Annotated in this window: 15 protein-coding genes, 1 other RNA gene and 1 pseudogene; 11 read left to right on the top strand and 6 right to left on the bottom strand. The window is 55.7% G+C overall.

The features are described 5' to 3' along the window. Positions 1-82 precede the first annotated feature (82 nt). From ACEN8Z_RS06300 to ACEN8Z_RS06250, 11 genes and pseudogenes are all read left to right on the top strand, one after another. Positions 83-358 (top strand): PA2433 domain-containing protein, encoded by a 276-nt coding sequence (locus ACEN8Z_RS06300; RefSeq protein ID WP_277534442.1) that lies wholly within the window; start codon positions 83-85, stop codon positions 356-358. Positions 359-688: 330 nt separating this feature from the next. Next, a complete protein-coding gene (locus tag ACEN8Z_RS06295) occupies positions 689-967 on the top strand; it encodes a PA2433 domain-containing protein (RefSeq protein ID WP_495597104.1) in 279 nt (92 codons plus the stop codon). Between the two features lie 94 nt (positions 968-1,061). Next, positions 1,062-1,455: a transfer-messenger RNA gene (gene ssrA / locus ACEN8Z_RS06290) on the top strand. A gap of 187 nt (positions 1,456-1,642) precedes the next feature. After that, positions 1,643-2,899, top strand: coding sequence for an integrase domain-containing protein (locus ACEN8Z_RS06285; protein WP_248914301.1), 1,257 nt, complete (start codon positions 1,643-1,645; stop codon positions 2,897-2,899). Positions 2,900-3,301: 402 nt separating this feature from the next. Then, on the top strand, positions 3,302-5,683 hold the full coding sequence (locus ACEN8Z_RS06280) for an McrB family protein (protein WP_495597103.1): 2,382 nt from the start codon (positions 3,302-3,304) through the stop codon (positions 5,681-5,683). A gap of 14 nt (positions 5,684-5,697) precedes the next feature. Next, positions 5,698-7,053: an McrC family protein gene (locus ACEN8Z_RS06275; RefSeq protein WP_495597102.1), complete on the top strand. Its 1,356-nt coding sequence runs from the start codon at positions 5,698-5,700 to the stop codon at positions 7,051-7,053. A 19-nt stretch (positions 7,054-7,072) separates the two neighbouring features. Beyond that, positions 7,073-7,396, top strand: a pseudogene (locus ACEN8Z_RS06270) (integrase); the annotation flags it as partial. Between the two features lie 1,031 nt (positions 7,397-8,427). Continuing rightward, positions 8,428-9,828: a YfjI family protein gene (locus tag ACEN8Z_RS06265; protein WP_495597101.1), complete on the top strand. Its 1,401-nt coding sequence runs from the start codon at positions 8,428-8,430 to the stop codon at positions 9,826-9,828. Then, positions 9,812-10,171, top strand: a complete 360-nt coding sequence (locus ACEN8Z_RS06260; RefSeq protein ID WP_495597100.1) for a hypothetical protein — start codon at positions 9,812-9,814, stop codon at positions 10,169-10,171. The genes ACEN8Z_RS06265 and ACEN8Z_RS06260 overlap by 17 nt, the downstream gene beginning before the upstream one ends. Next, positions 10,149-11,129, top strand: a complete 981-nt coding sequence (locus ACEN8Z_RS06255) for an integrase domain-containing protein (RefSeq protein WP_495597099.1) — start codon at positions 10,149-10,151, stop codon at positions 11,127-11,129. The genes ACEN8Z_RS06260 and ACEN8Z_RS06255 overlap by 23 nt, the downstream gene beginning before the upstream one ends. After that, positions 11,126-11,461 (top strand): hypothetical protein, encoded by a 336-nt coding sequence (locus tag ACEN8Z_RS06250; RefSeq protein WP_495597098.1) that lies wholly within the window; start codon positions 11,126-11,128, stop codon positions 11,459-11,461. Before ACEN8Z_RS06255 ends, ACEN8Z_RS06250 begins: the two co-directional genes overlap by 4 nt. Here the strand turns inward: ACEN8Z_RS06250 and ACEN8Z_RS06245 are convergent. The 6 genes from ACEN8Z_RS06245 to ACEN8Z_RS06220 all read right to left on the bottom strand — a co-directional run bounded on the left by ACEN8Z_RS06245 (position 11,423) and on the right by ACEN8Z_RS06220 (position 21,536). Next, entirely contained in the window at positions 11,423-12,097 is a 675-nt protein-coding gene (locus ACEN8Z_RS06245; protein WP_495597097.1) for a M48 family metallopeptidase, read from the bottom strand. The two genes, ACEN8Z_RS06250 and ACEN8Z_RS06245, sit on opposite strands and share 39 nt — an antisense overlap. A gap of 1 nt (position 12,098) precedes the next feature. Next, entirely contained in the window at positions 12,099-15,251 is a 3,153-nt protein-coding gene (locus ACEN8Z_RS06240; RefSeq protein ID WP_495597096.1) for a type I restriction endonuclease subunit R, read from the bottom strand. Positions 15,252-15,263: 12 nt separating this feature from the next. Beyond that, entirely contained in the window at positions 15,264-16,457 is a 1,194-nt protein-coding gene (locus ACEN8Z_RS06235) for a restriction endonuclease subunit S (protein ID WP_495597095.1), read from the bottom strand. Continuing rightward, positions 16,454-19,147, bottom strand: a complete 2,694-nt coding sequence (locus ACEN8Z_RS06230) for a type I restriction-modification system subunit M (protein WP_495597094.1) — start codon at positions 19,145-19,147, stop codon at positions 16,454-16,456. The genes ACEN8Z_RS06235 and ACEN8Z_RS06230 overlap by 4 nt, the downstream gene beginning before the upstream one ends. 7 nt (positions 19,148-19,154) lie before the next feature. Beyond that, positions 19,155-19,385 carry a methylation-associated defense system helix-turn-helix domain-containing protein MAD1 gene (gene mads1 / locus ACEN8Z_RS06225; protein ID WP_051065956.1) on the bottom strand — a complete coding sequence of 77 codons (231 nt, stop codon included), beginning with the start codon at positions 19,383-19,385 and terminating at the stop codon, positions 19,155-19,157. Between the two features lie 339 nt (positions 19,386-19,724). Beyond that, complete coding sequence (locus ACEN8Z_RS06220) at positions 19,725-21,536, bottom strand: hypothetical protein (protein WP_495597093.1); 1,812 nt, start codon at positions 21,534-21,536, stop codon at positions 19,725-19,727. Between the last annotated feature and the right edge of the window lie 337 nt (positions 21,537-21,873).

Here is a 21,873-nt window from a genome sequence, read left to right as displayed (position 1 = left end):
TGCAAACGTGGGACCTTTCCAATACTCGGCAGCCCGTCCTGATGGTCAGCGATGCCTGGCCACTCAGTTCAAGGAGATACTCATGAAACGTTCTGTACTGTTTGGTCTGTTCGTTACTGCCTCAATGCTGGCCTCCCCCTCGTTTGCCGCCGAAAAAGATCTATGCGCGGTCAATCTGCAAACCATCGAAAACGCAAAGGCACAGATTCCTCCCGAAATGGCTGAGCAAGTAGCGGACTCTGTCGAGAAAGCCCAAACCGACCATGCAAAAGGCACCAAAAAAGGTATTGATGATTGCGTCGCCGAGACCAACCAAACCATCCAGGACCTCAAGAACGCGAGCAAAGGCGGGAAGTAACTCTCAGCTCAGGGCCAGCCTTCGGGTTGGCCTTTTGGGCCTTGCATCAACAACAACGGAGTACTGGCAGCCGGGAGTTCAAAGCCCGGCTGCGTCCGATACGCAGCAAACCAAAACCCGCCAGTTGCGGGTTTTGTTGCATCCGGGGTTTGGAAATGTGTAACCGTGCGCATCTCTGGAAAAAGCTCGACACGTTTTCTGAAAAAACCGAATTCTTGCGTTGCGTCGTAGTCTTTTAGATAGGCCCCATCAATCGTGGCTGTTTTTCGGGCTCGGCCTGGCCGCCCGCTCATACGTCAGCACCGAGACCATCCGATCCAGGAGATATCCATGAAACGTACCGCACTCGCTGGCCTGTTCATTTGCGCTGCAATGCTGGCCTCTCCTGTGTTTGCTGCGGATAACAACCTCTGTACGAGCAAGCTGCAAGAGCTCAAAGGCAAAGTGAATGCGCTGCCGGCGACCTCCGGAAACACCACAATGGAGATCAAAAGACTGATGTCCAGCGCCGAAGCCTCACAAGCCTCCGGAGACGACAAGAAATGCGTCACCGAGGCCATCCAGGCATTGGCACTCGCTGACAAACAGAGCAACGAGCCCAACCCATAATTTATGGTGGCCAACCTTCGGGTTGGCCTTCTGAGTCACGTTGACGTACACTGTACAGGCTTGTTGCTCACTTGATTCAAAGAGCATCAGGCTCGGGGCCGTTTAGGATTCGACGCCGGTTGCGAAACTTTAGGTGCATGCCGAGTTGGTAACAGAACTCGTAAATCCACTGTTGCAACTTCCTATAGTTGCCAATGACGAAACCTACGGGGAATACGCTCTCGCTGCGTAAGCAGCCTTAGCCCTTCCCTCCTGGTACCTTCGGGTCCAGCAATCATCAGGGGATGTCTGTAAACCCAAAGTGATTGTCATATAGAACAGAATCGCCGTGCAGTACGTTGTGGACGAAGCGGCTAAAACTTACACAACTCGCCCAAAGCACCCTGCCCGTCGGGTCGCTGAGGGTTAACTTAATAGACACGGCTACGCATGTAGTACCGACAGCGGAGTACTGGCGGACGGGGGTTCAAATCCCCCCGGCTCCACCACTTCATCATCTAAAGACGTCCACGGACGTCTTTTTTTGTGCCTGAAATCCAGTAAACACGCGGCTTCCAGCGCTTTTGCGGTCTTTTGAGATTTTTTGAGTTCCAGCCATTCGGGTATTCCAAACGGTATTCCAGGCCATCCGGTGCTAATCTTTGGAATACCAAATCAGAGCCTGAGGAAAATCTCATGCCTGCTCAAACCCTCCGCCTCTCCGATCGGCAGCTCAAGGGAGTCAAACCCGCGTCCAAGGATTATGTCCTCACCGACGGTGACGGTTTACAGCTCCGTGTACGCAGCAATGGCTCTCTGCTGTGGAATTTCAATTACCGTGAACCGGTGACCAAGAACCGTATCAACATGGGCTTGGGCACCTACCCCGAACTGTCACTGGCGAACGCCCGAAAGATGGCGGTCGAAGCACGCGAGCTGCTCGCCCAAGGCATCGATCCGAAGGTGCAGCGCGATACGCTGAGTGAGGCCAAGCGCGCAGAAACGGAACACACCTTCGAGAACGTGGCCACCGCCTGGTTCGAGCTTAAGAAAGACTCGGTCACGCCGGCCTACGCCGAGGACATTTGGCGGTCGCTCACGCTGCATTTATTTCCAGACCTGAAAACAACTCCGCTTTCAAAAATCAGCGCACCAATGGTCATCGAACTGCTTCGCCCAATCGAGGCCAAAGGCAGCCTCGAGACAGTGAAGCGATTGAGCCAACGGCTCAACGAAATCATGACCTATGGGGTCAATTCAGGACTGATCTTTGCGAACCCCCTCAGTGGCATTCGCGCAGTATTCAAGAAACCCAAGAAACAGAACATGGCCGCGCTACGACCCGATGAGCTTTCCGAGCTCATGATCGAAATCGCAAACGCCAGCATCAAGCGGATCACCCGCTGCCTGATCGAATGGCAACTGCACACCATGACTCGCCCTGCCGAAGCGGCTACCACTCGATGGGCAGACATTGACTTCGACAAACGCATCTGGACCATCCCTCCGGAGCGCATGAAAAAGCGTCGTTCGCACACCGTCCCACTGACCGAACAGGCACTCGCGTTACTGGAGACGCTCAAGCTCCACAGCGGCCACAGGGAATACGTGTTCCCGGCAGATAGAAACCCGCGCACCCACGCCAACAGCCAGACCGCCAACATGGCGTTGAAACGCATGGGCTTCCAGGACCGCTTGGTCAGCCACGGCATGCGCTCCATGGCCAGCACCATCCTGAACGAGCATGGGTGGGATCCGGAGCTGATCGAAGTTGCGCTGGCGCATGTCGACAAGGATGAAGTCCGTAGTGCCTACAACCGGGCGGATTACATCGAACGCCGGCGTCCGATGATGGCTTGGTGGAGCGAGCATATCCAAAAAGCAGCAACAGGCAGTCTGTCCGCAGCTGCCATCAATGACACCAGGAACTGCAATGTCGTGCCGATACACTGAGCACTCACTGCCAATAAACTACCTTTCGGGTACAGCTGGCGCTCCTACCCACCGCGCGCGCTTCATCCGCTGGTACAGCTCACGTGCGAAGACCTAGATATCGAGCCAAGTGGCCGACTGCCAAATGCGGATGGAGATGCGGCCAGTGGGGCGTGAAGGTGTAGGACCTGGATTATCGTTGGGCACATGTACCAAGGGCGACTAACTGTACCTCCACAGGAAGGCAATCCTAATACCGACACGTACTGCTCAATTCGAGGTAGTTCAGGAGGTAGCTCAACTGCGCGAGCCGTACCATACTCCCGCGTTCTGTTTACGCGTAGAGCGCGCCACACATGAATTCGCGCAGCGAAAGACTTGGCTGGCTTAACACGGAATTGATGTCGAAGGGATCTGAGAACCATGTCTGACTATTTCACCACCGAACACTTCGAGTTGCTGAACAAGTGGATAGGGCAAAAGCGTGACGAATCAAACCCTGAACAAAACCAGGCCTACGATGATTTGAAGAAGGCCTACGAGGTAACAGAAACGTGGGCGAAAAAGCTAAAGACTGAGTTGTTTCCAATGGGCCGCGTGGAGATTCGCAAGCGCCCTACCAACCAAGGTAATAATTTCGCTGGCTACAACTGGGCAAAAATCTACCCCTCGTCCGAGGCGCCGAAGGAGTTGGCCTACACCGTAGGCATCGATGCCGATGACGGCTTCGTGGTCAAGATCGATACCGTGGGACTAGATGAGTCCGGTGCGCTGCGAAAAGCCTATCTAGCGTTGCGCGGCACCTATAACAACTCATCCCCCTTTGTCACCAAAATGCCTACAGGCGATGGTCTGGAGAAATCACTGGACCAGCTCGTTTCGTGGAGTATCGAAGCGATCCGTAGCTTCAAGCTGCGCTACGACGAAGTGGTTACCAAATTGAACCTCGGTAAGACACTGAGCGACGAGGACCTGCTCAAGCACTTCGACAGTAAACCCGCATTCCAGACTTTCCGTGCCTCGTGGTCACCACCTGACAAAGCGCTGTTCTGTCGATTGGCGCGGGCTGTCCATACGGCAGGTCTGGACTGGTGGCACATGAACAAGGGCGTCCAAGTGCGGTTTGGCCGCAAGAATCCCGGAAGCGAGCGCGCGGTTGGTGTGCTTGGCGTGATTCGGGGCACACGGACGCGGAAGCTCTCATGGATGCGGGAGATGGGTGCGTTAACCAAGCTCAACCGCGAACCGCTGACTGAGGAATTAGTCTCGAAGATCGAAGGAGCCCTTTCTGCTGAGCGTGAATCACTCGACGACTGGCTGGTGCTTGATACTGAGAGGCCGGGACTGTGGCCGGATCAACTTCGGGATGATCCAGTGGAGCAAGGTGATGATGCCGACGAAGACGAAACAGCCGACTCTGATGCAGCGAGATTTCCCATCAACCGTATCTACTACGGCCCTCCCGGCACGGGGAAGACCTACGAGTTGTCAAAGCTGCTTAAGCGAGAGTATGAGCAGGCCATGATCTCCGTATCCAAGGAAGAGTGGCAAAATCAATTTGTGGGCGAGAAGGCAGTGGGCCTCACCTGGTGGGAAGCAGCTGCAGCGGCTCTCTACCAGCTGGGCGGGAAAGCGAGCGTCGACACACTGCTCAACCACCCTTTTATGAAAGCTATTGCCGTCGCCAAGAGTGCGAACAAGAATGTACGAAACACCGTTTGGGGTGCCCTTCAGTACCACACGATTGAATCATCTGAAACTGTCAAGATGAGCAAACGGATGGCACCGGCTGTATTTGACAAGCTACCGGATTCGTCCTGGATACTTGCAGGGGACTGGGAAGACGCAGCCGCCGACCTGAAAAAGCTCGTGGATGAGTACGATGCCGGCCCACCCTCAGCCGAATACATCAAACGCTACAGTTTCGTTACCTTTCACCAATCCTATGGTTACGAGGAATTCGTCGAGGGGCTCCGACCGGTTCTCGACGGCGATACAGAGACCGGTGAAATCCATTACGAGATCCGCGCGGGGGCTTTCAAGGATCTGTGCCGGAAGGCACGATTGGCACCGGATCAGCAATTCGCGATGGTGATCGATGAGATCAACCGAGGCAACATCAGCAAGATCTTCGGCGAGTTGATCACCCTGATTGAAGCTGATAAGCGCGAAGGAGCTGTAAACGCCATTTCGGTGACGTTGCCGTATTCCGGCGAAAGTTTTTCGGTGCCAGCCAACATCGACATTATCGGCACAATGAACACGGCAGACCGATCGCTTGCATTGCTGGATACCGCGCTGCGCCGTAGATTCGAATTTGTGCCGGTGATGCCGGACGCTCGCGATGAGCCGGGTGCACCGCTCGCAGGCCTGCGGGTCAGTATGGGCGAGCAGCTGGTAGATGTGCCTCGCATGCTTGATGCCATAAACCAGCGCATTGAGATGCTCTACGACCGCGATCATTGTATCGGCCACGCATACTTCACACCATTAGCGCAGGTTCCTGATGGGGATGAACGATTTGTAGCATTGCAACAGGTGTTCAGTACTCGCATTTTGCCCCTGCTCGAAGAGTACTTTTTTGAAGACTGGCAAAAGATCCGTCTTGTATTGGCGGACAACCAGAAATCCCCCGCCGCAAGTTTTGTTGTAGAGGGGCAAGATCAGGAGGACGATTTGGCTCGTCTGTTCGGCAGCGACCATGGCATGGACAGCTACTCCACTAAGCGCCACTACGCCGTGCAGGAGGCTGCGTTCTCAAATCCGGATGCCTACATCGGCATCTACCTGACGTTGTCGACTTGAATGGTGAGGAGCGCGTGAGCGGCATCTCGATCTACGAATTTGACGTGCTAACAGCTGCGACGTCGAGTGATGTGCATTCCGAGGGTTTGCACACGGTCCCGGACAAGGTCTACGGATGGCTCGAACGCCAGTGCCTGCGGGCAGCCAACGAAAGTGGTGCGCAATGGCTACGTCTGACTCAGCGGCGTGGGTATCGTGTCGTTCAGGTCACCAGTTTTGTCGGAGTAATCCGCGCACCGGACGGTTACCAGATTGAGGTGCTACCCAAGGTCGGCAAAGCGATAGGCGGAGGCGCGATGGAGGCGCGTCAGCTTCTAATTGAGATGCTCTGCTGTCTTCAAGGCTTCCGCCACGTTCAAACCGACAGCGCCAAGCTCTCGGCGACACGAATGCCCTTGCTGGAAGTTTTTATTGCCGAGTTTCTGCGCGTGGTTGAGCACATCGTCAAACGAGGGTTGCGCAGCAACTATTCCTGTCGGCAGGACAACCTGTTTGCACTTCGCGGCAAGCTGATGATGGCATCGCATCTGCGGCAAAACCTATATCGGGCAGACCGTTTCTTCACAGAGCACGACGAGTTTTCGATCGATCGCCCGGAAAACCGCTTGCTGCACACCGCATTGCGACGAGTACTAATGCTGTCGGCGTCTCAGACTCATCAGCAATTGGCCTGTGAGTTGGAGTTCGTGTTTGCAGAGGTCCCGATGTCAATGCAGCCACGGATCGATTTCCAGCGGGTACGGCTTGACCGGGGCATGGGCTACTACAGCGATGCGCTGGCTTGGGCGAGATTGATTCTAGAGGAGCAGTCGCCCTTGACTGGCGACGGCGGTCACAATGCTCCATCACTCCTGTTTCCAATGGAGGCAGTGTTCGAAGCGTTCGTCTCCAAGCATCTCGCGAAACAACTGGCGCGACCGCTTGTCTTGAAAACCCAAGCACGCAGTCATCACCTGGTTCGTCATCGAGAGCAGAACTGGTTTTGCCTAAAGCCAGACCTGTTGATTCGGGATACCAACAAGGATCTGCTGGTTCTCGACACAAAATGGAAACTTTTGGATGGGCTGAAGGCGAATGGCACGAACAAATACGGCCTCGCGCAAGGCGATTTCTACCAATTACAGGCCTACGGACAGAGCTATCTGAATGGAACGGGGGATGTGGTGCTGATTTACCCTAAGACGGCCGCATTCGACCTGCCGCTCTCAGTATTCGAGTTCCCCAAGGTAGACGGTCTGCGGCTGTGGGTACTACCCTTTTGCCTGAAGTCACGCCAGCTTTTGGTTCCGGGCAGTGCTCCGTTTACTGCAGTTTTCAAGGGCACGCAAAGGGAAATTACCTCCGGACTTGAGCTACCGGTATTAGACTGACAACTGTCCACTCGTAGATCGCCAGAGCAGCAATAGCCAGACCGCCAACATGGCCGTGAAACGCATGGGCTTCGAGGCCGGTTGTTCAGCCTCGACATACGCTCCATGGCCAGCACCATCCTGAATGAGCATGGGTGGGATTCGGAGCTGATCGAGGTCGCACTGGCGCATGTCGACAAGGACGAAGTCCGAAGCGCTTACAGCCGAGCCGACTACATTGATTGAACGTCGGCGTCCGATGATGGTTTGGTGTAGTGAGCACATCCAAAAAGCAGCAACGGGCAGTCTGTCGACAGCTGCCATCAATGACACCAGGAGCTGCAATGTCGTGCCGATACGGTGAGCGCTCACCGGGCGCCGCCGGTAACCGAAAATGACTCCCCAGATGGAGTGATGGTTGATTTGGCGACAACGGCGACACCGGCGACAACCCGCGTAATACCTGGTCTGCAGCATGGCGACAGAAGTGGCGACCGTCGCCGCTGTAAGCCTCTCTCTTGGGGCTTTCTCGGCCAAGCCCACGCGAGCGGGAAGGCTCCGCATTCCCACTCGCATGGGCTCATATTAAAAACCGACGAACGACCACCCGGCCACGGAAAACCACCGGCCTCCAAGGTCTTCCAGCGCTACCGATTGGCGCAACAGTGGTCCCCAAAATACGGTTGACCGCGAGCAGAGCGAGCGTTACACCAGAGCCTTACAAGCGCTGTCCTCGACAGCACCCAGGTAGCCAGAACCTTTGAGGCTACGCCACACCGTGGTGGTTCTCCCCAAGTGCGATTAGCATCCGGCGGCTCGCACGGTCACAACGATGTGATGGATGCCACTTCTTCAAGAATGCCCACTGCGGCAACTCATGCCCCTCCTGGCTGCTCTGCAGCAATTTATCCGCTTGGCCATTTCTTGCGCCAACCTTTTGCCCGTCTCTTTGCCCCCTAAAGAGACGGGCGCTCCTACCACTGCTGCAGCCCTGCTCGCATGGGCCTTTTCCGCTTTCCCCCTCGTGACAATCGGCGTGACAAACACCGAATGCTCACTCGCCACAGCGATGCCGATGATGGTGCCGCAGCCCAAGGAATGGACTGCACCTGACTGACAGTCAGGCATGCCCCGGTCATTGCATCACTGCCTTCACCCGACTCAGGATCTCGCGGCATTGGTCTTGTCAGCCAGTGCAGCCTCCACCCGCCCACCTCTTCGGAAGTGTTCAGGAGGCCAGATCATGAGATGCCCAAGCTCCCGGTCGTAAGGAGCCGTCAGTCCCGCGCGAGTGGACAAACCTCACACAGGTCGCAGGGGCCTTGATCCCTGATAACACTCAACAACCGTGGCGGGATGAGTGAGGACGAAGTCGATAATCTCAGGAGAATAGCGATGCAACTGTGCGAAGCGTTCGAGCCACCACAACCATTGCTGGAATACCAGCAGGCGCCACTGTCCTACCCGGTCGAAGCACTCGGGGATCTGTTAGGCCCTGCGGTCGAACGACTGGCCGAAGTGATCGGCGTGCCCTGCGCCATGGCCGCGCAATCGGTGCTGGCTACCACGGCCTTGGTGAGCCAGGGTCATGCCAATGTCCAACTCGATGGCCGAACCTATCCGCTGTCCCTCTACCTACTGACGGTGGCGTCCTCGGGTGATCGAAAAAGCGCGGTGGATCACCTGGCACTGAAGGCGGCGCGCGACTGGGAACGACAGCAGTGGACCCTGTATGCGGAAAAGCTCAAAACCTATCGCGCCGCTACCAGCATCATGACCAAACCCAAAACCTCAAAGAAACCCTCGGAGGCGGAAGGCGGCGAAGTATCCGAGCCGGTACCGCCGAGACTGATCATTGCCGAGCCCACTATCGAGGCCCTGGTCAAAAGTCTGTGCCATGGTTTGCCCAGCATGGGCTTGTTCAATGATGAAGGTGGCCAGTTCTTGGGCAGCAGCACCATGAGCAAAGAGAATCTGCTCAAGGCAATCACCACCTTGTCGACACTGTGGGATGGCAGTCCCATCGACCGGGCGCGCTCCATGGCTGGGGAAAGCCTGCGTGCCTATGACCGCCGCCTCAGCCTGCATCTGATGCTGCAACCCTACCTCGCCAACCAGCTGTTCAAAGACCCGGTGATCAATGGCCAAGGCATCCTCGGCCGTTGCCTGATCAGTTGGCCCGAGCGCCTGGCCGGCCAGCGTCTCTACAAGGCAATCGACCTGACCCGAGATGCCAAAGTCCAGCGCTACCAACAGCGAATCACCGCCCTACTGCAAAAGCCCTGGTCACTCCACAAGGATGGCTCACTCAATCCTGCCGCGCTGGAGCTGACGTCCCGTGCCCGCCGGGCCTGGATTGATATTCACGACACCATCGAGTGCCAGTCTGGCGAGTTCGGCGAGCTGGCCGGCGTCCAGCCTGTCGCGAGCAAGGCGGCGGCGAACGTACTGCGTATCGCGGGCGTGCTGGCCATGGTTGAAGAGGCCAGTGCGTTGGACGAAGCACACATCCAGCGCGCCTCCACGTTGATGGATTACTACCTGGCCGAGATTCAGCGCCTGACCGAACAGGAGCCAGTCAATAGGCGATACGAAGAGGCGGATCGGCTGCTGCGCTGGCTGGTACAGAAAGGCTGGACCCACTTCAGCATCCGAGACATCAATCGCAACGGCCCTCGTTTTGCCCGCAAGAGCGCTGACCATACCGCCTCTTTATTGGTCGTACTGATCACTCATCTCTGGTTGAGCAGTCGCGATGGAAGAACCTTCGAGGTCCGCCATGTTCCGCCTCAATGACGCGGTGCGCCGCTACCAGGCGCAACATCAACCACAGCCAGAATCGCGGCGTGTCGCCGCCTCTGTCGCCACCCTGTCGCCACGCGCTAGGCCAGAAGCGACGCGGGTTGTCGCCACTGTCGCCGCTGTCGCCACACCACATCTAGACCCTGCCAACCTCGCCCTGCTGATCGAGCAACTGCGTGAGGATGGGGCACTGCTGCAACACCACGAGAACACCCTCCTGATCCGTCCGACACACTGGCAGCAGGTGGACAGGCTCAGCCCTCACTGGAAAGCCCTGCTGCTCTTTCTGCAAACAACCGAAAACGGTGATGACGATGGCTCTGGTCGGTCGGCGTGATGGTCGCAACTTTGGCTACGGCCGCCAGCTAAGTTATGCCGGCCCGCAAGCGCTAAAGGATTTGTTTGCCGGTGGCCACTTCGCCACGGTCAAAGCGCATAGCGATCGCTGGCAAGCGTTCGTGCGTTGGTGTCGGTCCGAGGGCGGCCCCGGTTACAACGATGCACGTCAGATCGATCGACGGACGCTGCAAGACTACGCCGCTTACCTGCGCCAGCAGATCCAGCAAGGTGAACTCTGCATCGCTACCGCGCAGAACCGCCTGAGCAGCGTCAACCGCACCCTCGCTGCGTTGCGCGGTGATCAGGACGTGAGGATCGCCAGTCCGAGCCAGGCGTTAGGACTGCAGCGCTCGAGCGTACGCACCCGCGCGCCGGATGGCCAAGACCGCCAACAGGTGCGGCGAGTGCTTGAGGTGCTTGGCGAACGGCAACATGAGCGGGTGGCGGCGATTGTCTGTTTGGCTCGAGAAACCGGTATGCGCCTGCGCGAGGCGATCCTGGCTGACCTGCCACGCTTGCAACGCGAAGCCGAGCGCCTCGGCCGCATCAACATCCAGGACGGCACCAAAGGCGGCCGCTCAGGCGCGTCAGCGCCGCGATGGGTCGTGGCGAATGAAGAGGTGAAGGCGGCGCTGCAGTTGGCTCGTCATGCGTCGCCGACCGGCAGCCGCAACTTGCTGGCCCGCGACGAAAGCTACGCTGCGTTCCTGCAACAGACCGTACTCCCCGCCCGCGAAGTGCTGCATGAACAAGAGCTGAAGGGCTTTCATGAACTGCGAGCAGCCTACGCCTGCGAGCGTTACGAGCAGCTCACTGGACACGCCGCACCGGTCAATGGTGGTCACTGCTATCGCATTGACCGCAACCTTGATCAGCAGGCGCGACAACAGATCAGCGTTGAACTCGGGCATAACCGGATCGATGTGGTTTCGGCTTACATTGGAGGTCGAGCGTGACCAAGCCCTTCGATATAGCACTGTTCCTGAGCGGCGTACTGAATGGCTCGAAGGCCACGCAGCAACGACACCTACGGCAAGCCCGAATCATGCAAGCAGCCATCCAACAGCGATGGCAACGAGACAATCCCTGGACATGGCAGCTCAAGCACCTTCGCTGGTTTTTGACTCAACATCTTAAAAATCACTCAGATGCCACCCGGCACTACTACCAACTCACTGCCGTATTGATCTGGAAGCGAGTAGGGAAAGATCATAAGCAAGTGGCCAACCCACCGACCGCCGCGGCACTATCAAATATCCTGCTCCAGAAGTGCGCCATGCTTCTGTAGCCACGCCTTGGCTTTCTCCATTGTTGGCGCCTGTGCATTTACAATGTTCCAGAAACGGGGCGTGTGGTTAGGTTCGATAAGGTGGGCCAACTCGTGTACGACTATATAGTCGATCACGAACATAGGTGCTTTGATCAAGCGCCAGTTGAAGATCACGTTGTCATTCGGTGTGCATGATCCCCAGCGGTATTTGCCATCCCCGATTTTGGCTTCCTTGTAAGTGACACCGAGGTTGTTAGCGTACATCTTGACGCGCGGCAGTATTTTCTCCTCGGCGCGCGCCACGAACCAGTTGCGAAATGCCACTGACTTGCCCGTCAGCGCCTGCGGCACCAGAAACTTCTGCTCAAAGCGGATGCCCCCATCTCCTGCCACCAGCTCAATGCGGTAATGCCGCCCCAGGTAAGGCATGGATTCTCCGGCCACCAGCTCCTTTCCCGGCGGATGCGGCAGCGGGCTGTATTTCTGCTCATGGCGGGTCTTTTCGTAGAGCCACAGCTTGCGCGATTCCACGATCCGATGAATTTTCTCTGGCGCTGTGCCTTCCGGCGCCTTCACCACAATAGAGCGGTCACGCTCGACCGAGATGGTTAGACTCTTGCGCTTCGAGTAAACAACTTTATAGGTCAATTCCATATCAACTCGCGTACAGAATCCGATCGTTGTTCTTCTCGGCGATTTCCATCACTCGCGAAATGATCTGGTTACGAAGGGGGGCTACACTTGGCAACGAAGCAAAGGACTCCGATAGTAGAATATGCTGAATCTCCGCCTTCAGCTTGTTACGCGCCGGCACACTTTCCCAGAAGCTTGCCAGTTTCAACTCACGCTCAACCACCAAGTAGATCTGTTGCGTCAGGTCGATCAGCACGGCAATACGCTCATCCGGTTTTCCTGCGTAGCTGGGGTGTTGCTCCATGGCATTACCCAGCTCGGCCTGAAGCATACGAAAGAATGGCATCTGCTTTTTCTTGTGCAAACCGTAGGTCGGTTCGTTGGCAGCTTCGATGATACGTTTGCGCAGTTTCTCCAGTTCTTCATAGATCGTCTGCCAATTGTTGGCGAATTCTTGCAAGATCTCCGCAAGAGCGACGGAAAAAGAAGCCTGTAGCTCCGGGTCGTCGTCAAGCTCTATGTCCAGATGGTGACGGATGGCGTGCTCCACCTCCGCGGCCTTGGTTTTGACGCGCTTACGCTTGCCAACCTGGCTCTCGAAGTCCTCATCAAGGATCGAAATCGGTTTTACCTTCTGATCAATGCCCTTCGAAGCCAGATATTCATCAGTGATCGCCCGCAATTTGGGCGGAATGCCTTTCATACTCAGGCGCTGGTCGTTCAGGTGGCGGCCAGCCAGCACATTGACCTCGGTAAGCGCGTTGTAGGTTTTCAGGTACCCCAGCGCCTCTTTGGCAGGGAAAACTAAGTCGAGGCTGCGGGTCAGCTTCTTGTAGGCCAGCATGAACTCAAAGCGCACATCCTCGTCGTAGAACAGGTCAAAGAAGGCATCAAGGTCGCTGAAGTCGGTCAGGCCGTACTTTTCCAGCAGTTCCATGATGGCTTTGTAGTCGGCCTGCAGAGCGCGCAGTTCGTCCTCGGGGAAGCTCAAGCAGTCAAGCACCTCCTTCTGCTCGCGTTCCTCATAGTTGTCGATGGCCTTCTTGAGATGGTGGCCGATGCCTACGTAATCTACAATAAACCCCTTCTCCTTGGCCGCTCCGCTTACCCGGTTCACGCGGGCGATGGCTTGCAGCAGGTTGTGGGCAACAATCACTTTATCCAGATACATCACCTGCTCGATAGGCGCATCGAAGCCGGTCAGCAGCATGTTGTTGACGATCACGATGCCGATCTCGCCGGTCACGCCTTCGTCGCTGCCATCGAAGGGCAACTTGAAGCTCTTGATGGTGCGCTGATGGCGGGCGCTGTCGGTGTAGGCCTTGATGTGGGGCAGGTCATTATGGCTACCTGAGATCACCACATCGGTCTTGAGCTTTTTCAACCGTTCTAGGTCGAGATTGAGCGGATTGGCCTGCTCCAACTTCTCAATGGCTGCCGCCAAAGCCGCATCCAACGCATCCTTGTAGCGCACCGCCGCCTCACGCGAAGTGGCCACTACCTGGGCCTTGAAACCGTTGGGAAACACGTGCTCCAGAAAGTGCGTCACCATATCCGTGGCCTTGGCCGCGATAGTGGACTTAGCTTCCAAATAGGCGTCGCGGGAGCCGTAACCAAGGATCTCCAGCCGCTGCTCCAAGTTGTACTCACTGAATACGTCGGCGAATACGCTGTCCATGCCAGCCTGGTCCGCCAACTCAGCGTTGTGGGTGCGGCCTTCGTAGACGATCTCCAGCGTCACGCCGTCCTCAATGGCCTGGCGCATGGTGTACTTGTCGATATAGTCGCCGAACACCGTTTCGGTCTTGTCGATGGGGGTGCCGGTGTAGCCAATGCGCGCTGAGTTGGGGATAGCCCTGTCCAGATTCGCACCGAGCAAAGAGTATTGCGAGCGGTGCGCCTCATCGGTCATCACCAGGATGTTCGTGCTGCTGTTCAACTCCGGGAAGGTTTCCGACAATTCCGTCTCGCGGAACTTGTGGATCATCGCCATCACCAAGTCAGAGGAGTCGCTACGCAGCAGCTCCTTCAGTTTGGCGATGCTGTCTGCCACCTTTACGGTAAAGCCGATACTGCCACCAGTCTCTCCGAGTTGCTGCTCAAGTTGTGTGCGATCGGTAACGAACACTACCTTCCATTTTGAGAGCTGCGAGTGTCGGTACATCTCGCGCACCATAAACATCATGGTCAGCGACTTGCCGGAACCCTGGGTGTGCCAGACAATGCCACTGCGCGCCCTAGGGGTCTTGCCACTCAACAGCCGCTGCACCGCCAGCTTCACGGCACGGAACTGCTGGTAACGCCCGACAACCTTGATCAGCTCCCCTTTTTCCGACTCCGAGAAAATGGTGAAGGTGCGGATGATGTCCAGCAAGTTCTGCCGATCTAGCATCCCCGCCACTAGGCGCTGCTGGTCGTTAGGACTGCTACCGCCGTGGGCGAGATCCTCCACTGTGCGCGGCCACGGGTCGGACCAACGGTAGAAGTGTTTTTCAATGTGGGTGGTGATGGTGCCGAACTTGGCTTGGTTGCGGCATGTGGCCACCACGAACTGATTGAAGTAAAACAGTGGCGCGCTGCCCTCACCCTTTGCGCCGCGCTGCTCGCTGTACCGCAGCATCTGGTCGATGGCTTCAGGAATCGGCTCCTTCACCTTGGGAGACTTGCACTCGATCACCACCACTGGCAGGCCATTCAGGAACAATATGATATCCGGCACGATGTGGTGCTCGGTGCCAAGAATGCGCACCTTGAACTGGCAGATTGCGATAAAGCGGTTATTGGTCCGCGTCGCAAAGTCGATGTAGCGCACCGTGGGGCTTTTCTCGCCGGTCTGGCGGTTCTCAGCCACGCTGGTGTTTTCCAGCAGCAGGTTCAGCACATGGCGGTTGTTTTCAAGCAGGTTGCTACCGGGGAAGCTGGCGGTAAGTCTCCTCGCCGCCTCCTCCACCTGGTCCTCCTCCAGCCACGGGTTGATTACCTTCAACTGCTCTCGCAGCACCGACCCAAGCACCACCTCGGTAAAGCTTTCGCGGAAGCTCTGCTTCGGTTCCTGCTTCATTTCCAGGTCTATGACTTCCCAGCCCAGTCCAACCAACTGGTGGAGAAATGGCTCTTCAACGTGGTTGCGCTCGTCGAGACGAATATAGGCGGGGGTCTTGTCCAGGTAGGCCACGCGGAGATCCTTTTATTGTTTGGCGGCTTGTGCAAGGAATGGCATGACACGCCGTGTACCGATCAAGAGATCATGCATTAGCCCACTCTTGAGAGATTTTGCCTTGCTCAATTGCTTTTTGTAGACACTAAGCATGCTCTCTTCCTTCTCCATCGTTTCTATAATTTTCGTCAGCTCCGCATTACCCGGCTCAGGAATGACAATGGACTGGATCTTCCCTTTCGTTAGATGAAGCTGTCCTGCGCCCCCTTCAATTTCGGTCCTAAGTTTAGGAAGGTAACTTTGAAGCGAATAATACACGAACGCTCTTAACGCCTCATCGGGAATAACCAAGTTATATATATGCTGGTTAAGTAGCGCACTAGGACCAATGTAACGGACGCAGTCAATTGATGAAGCGACTCCGGCCCAGCTAAACAGAATATCGCCCTCATGCACGAACCAAGTTTCCTTAGCCGAACCATCGTAGTGCCAATATGGAAAATTCTCCTTATGAAGATTCGATATTCGGACAACTCGCAAACCGGTTTCAGTGAGCTCTTGGTTTTTAAATGCATACCCTGATTGAAACTTAGCTACAGCCCCCAACGAGCTCACAGACCACTCCACCGGAATCCGTCCAAGCGGAGAGTCCTTGAAAGCGTGGGTGGTTTCGGAACGAATGTTACCGTGTTCATCGATGCCTTTGGTAAGCAGGTCCTGCATCAGACCAACCTTGATGCGATGTTGCTTGGCGATCAGCGCCTCGGTTTGCTCGATGGCGAGGTCGAGCGTTGCAAGGATCTCAGCGATTTTTTCTTGCTCTTCAGGGCAAGGCGTTGGAATCATAAGTTTGTAGAGACGCTCACGCGACAAACTTGGAACGCCGGTAGCCTCATTTAACGAACGAAGGTCTACAGTCTGCAAGAAGTAATACAGCCACCTTACTCTAGCCCCCTCTTGGAAGGCATTTAAATAATAAGCCGTATCAATTGGCCAAAACCTACCATCGATATACGACACTTTATCGATAGTCCCCTTCCGACCGAGAATAATAGATGCGCCATCATACAAATAGTCGCTGCCATATCTTTCAACTCCACCAGTACCGACAACAGGTATCTCTCCTTTATCCGACAGAATGGCACTAGCTGATTTCCCGTAATTGATCGTTGCCACCTCGCGCAATGACTTCCATTGCCACGAGTCAGGAAGATTGCTGGTCATGCCAGATACCCCAAGCTAATGAGGAAGCCGTTGAGCGCCTTCAACGTACTTTCCTGCTCCGCCTCCAGCGTCTGACTCGACACCGCGTACTTGTCCCACAGGTTCTCGACGATGGCGATCAGCTCCCGCTTCTCGGCATTTAGATATCGAAGCAATTCCGTGTTGGCGAGGTCGTGTAATTTTTTCAAGATCAGGCGCTTGGCGTCAGTCTCGCTCAACGGGCCGCCGATGGCCACGAGGAGGTCGTCAATGCGGGCGAGTCGCTTCTCAAGCGCAGCTAAGTCCTTTTGTAGGGCAACGCGTTTTTTATTCTGGTCCTTTATTTCCGGGTTCAGGCCCTGCATGGCGGCCTTGGCATGGGCGATAATCGTCCTGGTTTCAGCCTTTGGTTCTTCTCCACCGATACGTTTTAGCTGCAGCTTCTGCTCCAGCTCGCTCTGCTTGATCTTGAGTCGATCCTTGTGGTCCTTGATGCGTTTTTCGATGGCGCTGATACCGTCGCGCAGGTCGCCGTAATGCTTGCGCTCCTTTCTGGCGGAGTCGGTCCTGGCATCGGCGAAGTCATCAATAAGGGACTTCAGGTATTTTTTGATGACTGTGGCGGTAAGTTTTGCGTCGCCTTCTTCGCCTTCGGCCTCTTCCGGCTCATAGCTGACGTCTTCAGCGGCGGCTTCTACGGCCTCGGCTAGTTCGCCTTGGGCTTCGTTGATTTTGCCCTCCAGCGCCTCGATCTCGTCGGCTTCCCTCTGAAGGTATTCGGCGATGAGGTAGCTGTCCGGGATCAATGTGTGGTGCCAGCCGGTGGATACGACGGTCTTCAGGTCGTAGCGGATGGCCTGCCACCAGTTGACGAATACGCCGGCGCTCTTGAATTCGTCCAGCACACCTAGGGGCTGTAGTTTGTACTTGAGCGTGGTGAGCAGCTCGCAACGCACGTCGGGAAGTTTGCGTCCTTCCCTCAGTTGGGCGAAGTCGTCCCGTGCCACCTGCCACCACTGCTCTAGTGCGGTTTGATGCTCGGCGAGTCTGGCTTGCAGGTTCTCGTCTGCCTCCAGTGTCGTTTTGATGGCGGACTTGGTGCCTAGTGCAGGACCGAAGGACAGATAGCTCGAGCGCAGAGGTTCCAGGAGGGTATCGGGCTGCACGCCGAACTTGTCGAACTCGAACTTTTTAGCGGCGACCTCGCCCTTGGGGATGCCACCAATGAGGTGAGCCTGCACGTCTTCCGGCTCGGGGGCCGGAGTGTTATCCACGTAGCGACGGATGTTAAGGTTGTAGTCGTGCTGTTTAACGATCTCCTCCTTATCCACCATACGGCTGTATTTATCGATGGTCAGCTTGTGGGTGAAGACGTGGTCAATCTTCTCGATGTCTTCGGGACGCAGCTTGTTCTGGTTCTTGCCCTCGGCGTATTCGCGATCGGCATTGATAAACAGCACCTGATTGCGCAGCGCATCGGGCTTGCTTTTGTTAAGCACCAGCACACAGGCGGGGATTCCGGTGCCGTAGAACAGGCCGGGCGGCAGGCTGATGATGGCTTCAAGATGATCATCTTCGATCAGTAACTCACGGATGAGCTTTTCCTTGCCCCCCCGAAACAGCACACCGTGAGGCATAACGGTGGCCATGTGGCCGTCGGGCTTAAGGCTAGCGCTCATGTGCTGAACGAACATGAGGTCGGCCTTCTTGCCGGTTTCCGGGCAGAACTCACGGAAGCGGCTGGTGAAGGTCATACTGGCGCGGCTGTAGTTCTGCGAGAACGGCGGGTTTGCGAGCACGCGGTCGAACTTGCGCGGCTGGCCCTTTTCAAGAATTTGCGGATCTTCCAGCGTATCCCCGTTTTCGATGGTGAAACGGGTGATATTGTGGAGGATCATGTTCATGTTGCAGATGGACCAGACAGTGCCGTTGGAGTCCTGCCCGTAGAGGGCGAGATCATTCGGGTCTTGGCCCTGCTCTTCCACATACTGATGCGCCTGAATGAGAAAGCCGCCGGAGCCGGCGGTGGGATCGTAAACGGTATTGCCCGCCACCGGCTTCGTGAGCTGCACAAGCAGGCGCACTACTTCGGCGGGCGTATAGAACTCACCACCTTTCTTACCGGCGCTGTCGGCGAAATACTTGATCAGGTATTCGTAGGCAGCACCAAGCAGGTCGGGGAACTCGAAGTTGTCGTTGACCAATACGAACTGGGGCTGGTTGAAGTGATCGAGCAGGTCTTTCCACTTCTGATCAGATATCTTGGTCTTGCCTTTGACAGCGTTGAAGTCGATGTTGTTTTTCAGAACCCCGGCCAGGGCGTCGTTCTCGTCTTCGACGGCGGCAATTGCCTTGTTGAGCATGTTGCCGATGTCGTGCTTGAGGTGCTTGAGCGGCGGCACCTCGTTGCCCTCTTCATCCATCCAACTCTCTTGCCAGCGGGCGCGGAGCGGCACAAAGAAGGTGTCGCCATAGGAGGTCTTGTCATTGAGTAGTTCCTCCAACAGCTCGGGCTGCCCCTTCAGGTGGGCGTAGGTGGTATTGCGCAGCATCGTGCGCTTGCGGTCGAACTCGTCGGATAGGCGCTTGATGAACAGCATGCCAAAGATGAATTCCTTGAACTCGCTGGCGTCCATCTTGCCGCGCAGGATGTCGGCAGCTTTGAAGAGGAAACCTTCGAGCTGGGAGAGGGTTATTTTTTCGTGTTTCATGAACAATTCACTTTTCTGGATTCTTGGCGATGTCGTCTGACTGGTGAGCGCTCAAACCTTCCATCGATTGTTGTTTGATCCACATGTCGATGTCAGCGCGCGAGAAACGCCATGTCCCTCCGACCTTAAAGGCCGGAATTTTTTTGCTTGCCGCTAATCGATAGATCGTTCTCTTCCCGACCTTCAGATAGGCCGCAACGTCGTCGAGGGTAAATATTTCGCCGGTCTCGTCTTTCATCGTGCTCAACCCGCTGAGGCAGTGTGCATCAGCCTTGATGGTAATTTTGGCAAGGATACGGCAAGCTTGAGCAAGATTGAACAGATAGCCGATAGGGTTTGCGATGACCGCTAACGACTCAACTTAGTGTTAAGTGAGGCGTCGACGGCACCTTAAAGGCTGCACGGCCCCTGCACCTGCTATAAGGTCGGTAATGATCAACGCTGGACTTCAGTGATCGAAATAACTCACACATTCGCTGCGCAACGGCTAAAAGAAGTAGCACCTTCAAAGTGAAAAACTGGGTCGCCCATCGGCTAAAAAAGGGCAACGGCCACCTTGCCTCGAGTATCTCTGGGATCAGTCTTGGCAAATCACACAACCGAAAGCCCCCACCTCAGCACAGGCGGCAAAGTAAGACGAGAGGAGCCAATAGAGCTGGACAAAATAGGGGTCGACCCGTCCTCCGACGTTCATCCTCTCGAATTCTGCCGCTACGGCAGCCTTGCTGAGCGATGACGTCACAATCGCTACCCGCTTCATGGTATGCGGAGCACTACGGCACTGAGTAACAGCGGCTTGGACGGCGGGCATCGTCCCTCTACAGACTCGCTGGATCCTAGTTCTTTGTCTGTCGTTGTTGTAAGAGCGGCCCCATACCCCGAATTTCGTTGCCATTTTCAGCTCTGGAAGCGCCAGGTTTCCCAGGTTTTTCAGTGCCTGGCTAACCGAAATATGGAACGGGCTGGCACCTAGTGAAAGCGCCCCATGCTTGGCATGATAGAAGGTGATCCGAGGGGAAGCTGGGTCTGTTCTGAATCCGATGAAGTCAGCCCATTCTTCGTTGAGGTCGTCACACACGATGACATCATCCTCCGCCGCAATCGGGCCAAGAATTGCCCCAAAGGTCGAAGTATCATCAAATGTCGTATGCGCTGCCGAGAACGTACCCTTCTCATCCGTGACACGAGCAAGCTCTTCACTTGCGAATAGGTAACCCAAGAAAGTAGCCCCTCCGCTCGTGAGGGAGTCGTCCTGGTACACGCTTCCGTCGATATAGGCGTACTGAGGTTGATCGAACAACACAATGAAGGCGTCGTTCTGATCGATGAAGCGTCTAAGCGGTAGGCGGTCTTCATCTGTTCCCAGTACATACTGTGTACTCTCGACTGAGACGTCCGAGATCGAAAGGACATCCAGGCTCCTCAATGCGATTCGAGTTTTGTTCAGCGCGATTCCGCCAACTTCATCTCCTGTCACAGGATGCTTCAGCAACGCCTTCCCCCCCGTCTGCTCAACAGTAAGAACATGCGTCAGATCCTGAATGATGGCCTCAACCTCTACGCGTCCCAGCTCCCGATAGCCTGCGCCGTTCGGCTTCACGAATCGTACGGAGGCATCATCAAAAATGCTCTCCTGCAAGAGTGCAGTGTCTACCGCAAATTGTGTCGGCAGTGCGCTTAGTTGGGATAGCTCTAAAGGTCGGGCAAAGGTGCTCAGAAAGGCTGAAGAATCGGCGCCGGCATTGGCCGTAATCTGGTCGATAATTGCGATGGCGAAATCCACCAGATGCTCATGACCGGCGCGGTCAGACCGCTGGGAAATGCGTCCCGTCCGTGGGGTGGTGGAGAAGTGCTCTCCGTCGTGGCGGAAGCTGTACCCGAGCGGTGCGAAACGGCTGGATGAAGTCAATCCAACATTGTTCAGAAGGTTCTCTCCTTCAAGCGTCTTCCCTCGCAGGGCTAGTCTGGAGGTCGTCATATGCCGGAGCCGAACGCGACCGAATACGGAGCTCTCGGTGGTTATCCCGGTATCGATATCCTGAGCATTGATACGTAAGAGGTGCGCTTTGACAAACGCCGGGGTGAGCTCCAGCTGGGATTTGAACACTGCAATGTGATCGCTGTACTCGACAATCAGCAAGTAGCCACTCACCTTTTCAAACACTTTGGTGGTATCGGCCAAGAAGGCTGGCTTACGATCAAACTGGAAACATACAGCCGACCAAAGGGCGTCACCATGCGGCTGGCGGACGTAGCAAAAGTGGTTATTAGACGGGGCAATCTGACCTTGCCGCACCGCCCGAAAAAGCTGATTAACTGCTTTTGCTGTGAGAGGGGCGTTTTGTCTGTAGAAATAGCAGGACTTGCTGGCTTGAAGCTCAGTGATCATAACCGTATCCCTACCGAGGCGTGGTGGCCTGTTGTCGATGCACAAGCCCCCAAAGTAGCCTAATGCCATTAAAGGTGTCTAGCCGCAGCAGGCATACCTACTGCCTTCTTGAACTCCCCTCTCCTGACCGCTTCTGCCCCACCTATGCCTTAGGTGGCACAAAGCAGCTTGAGAAGGAAAATAGAGGCGAAAAGTTTACTCCGCCGGATTTTCCGTCGTGACATCGGTACATCTGACTCATAGAGAAAACCTGAGCAGAGCAGTTTTCAGCTAAACCGTATTCCAATCGGTATTCCACCAACAAAACATAAAAACTATTAGTCATATGAATCATAGA

Source organism: Pseudomonas sp. Pseusp10, from assembly GCF_059492225.1.
Note: the sequence above shows the minus strand (reverse complement) of the source record. Positions and strands in the feature narration are given on the sequence as shown.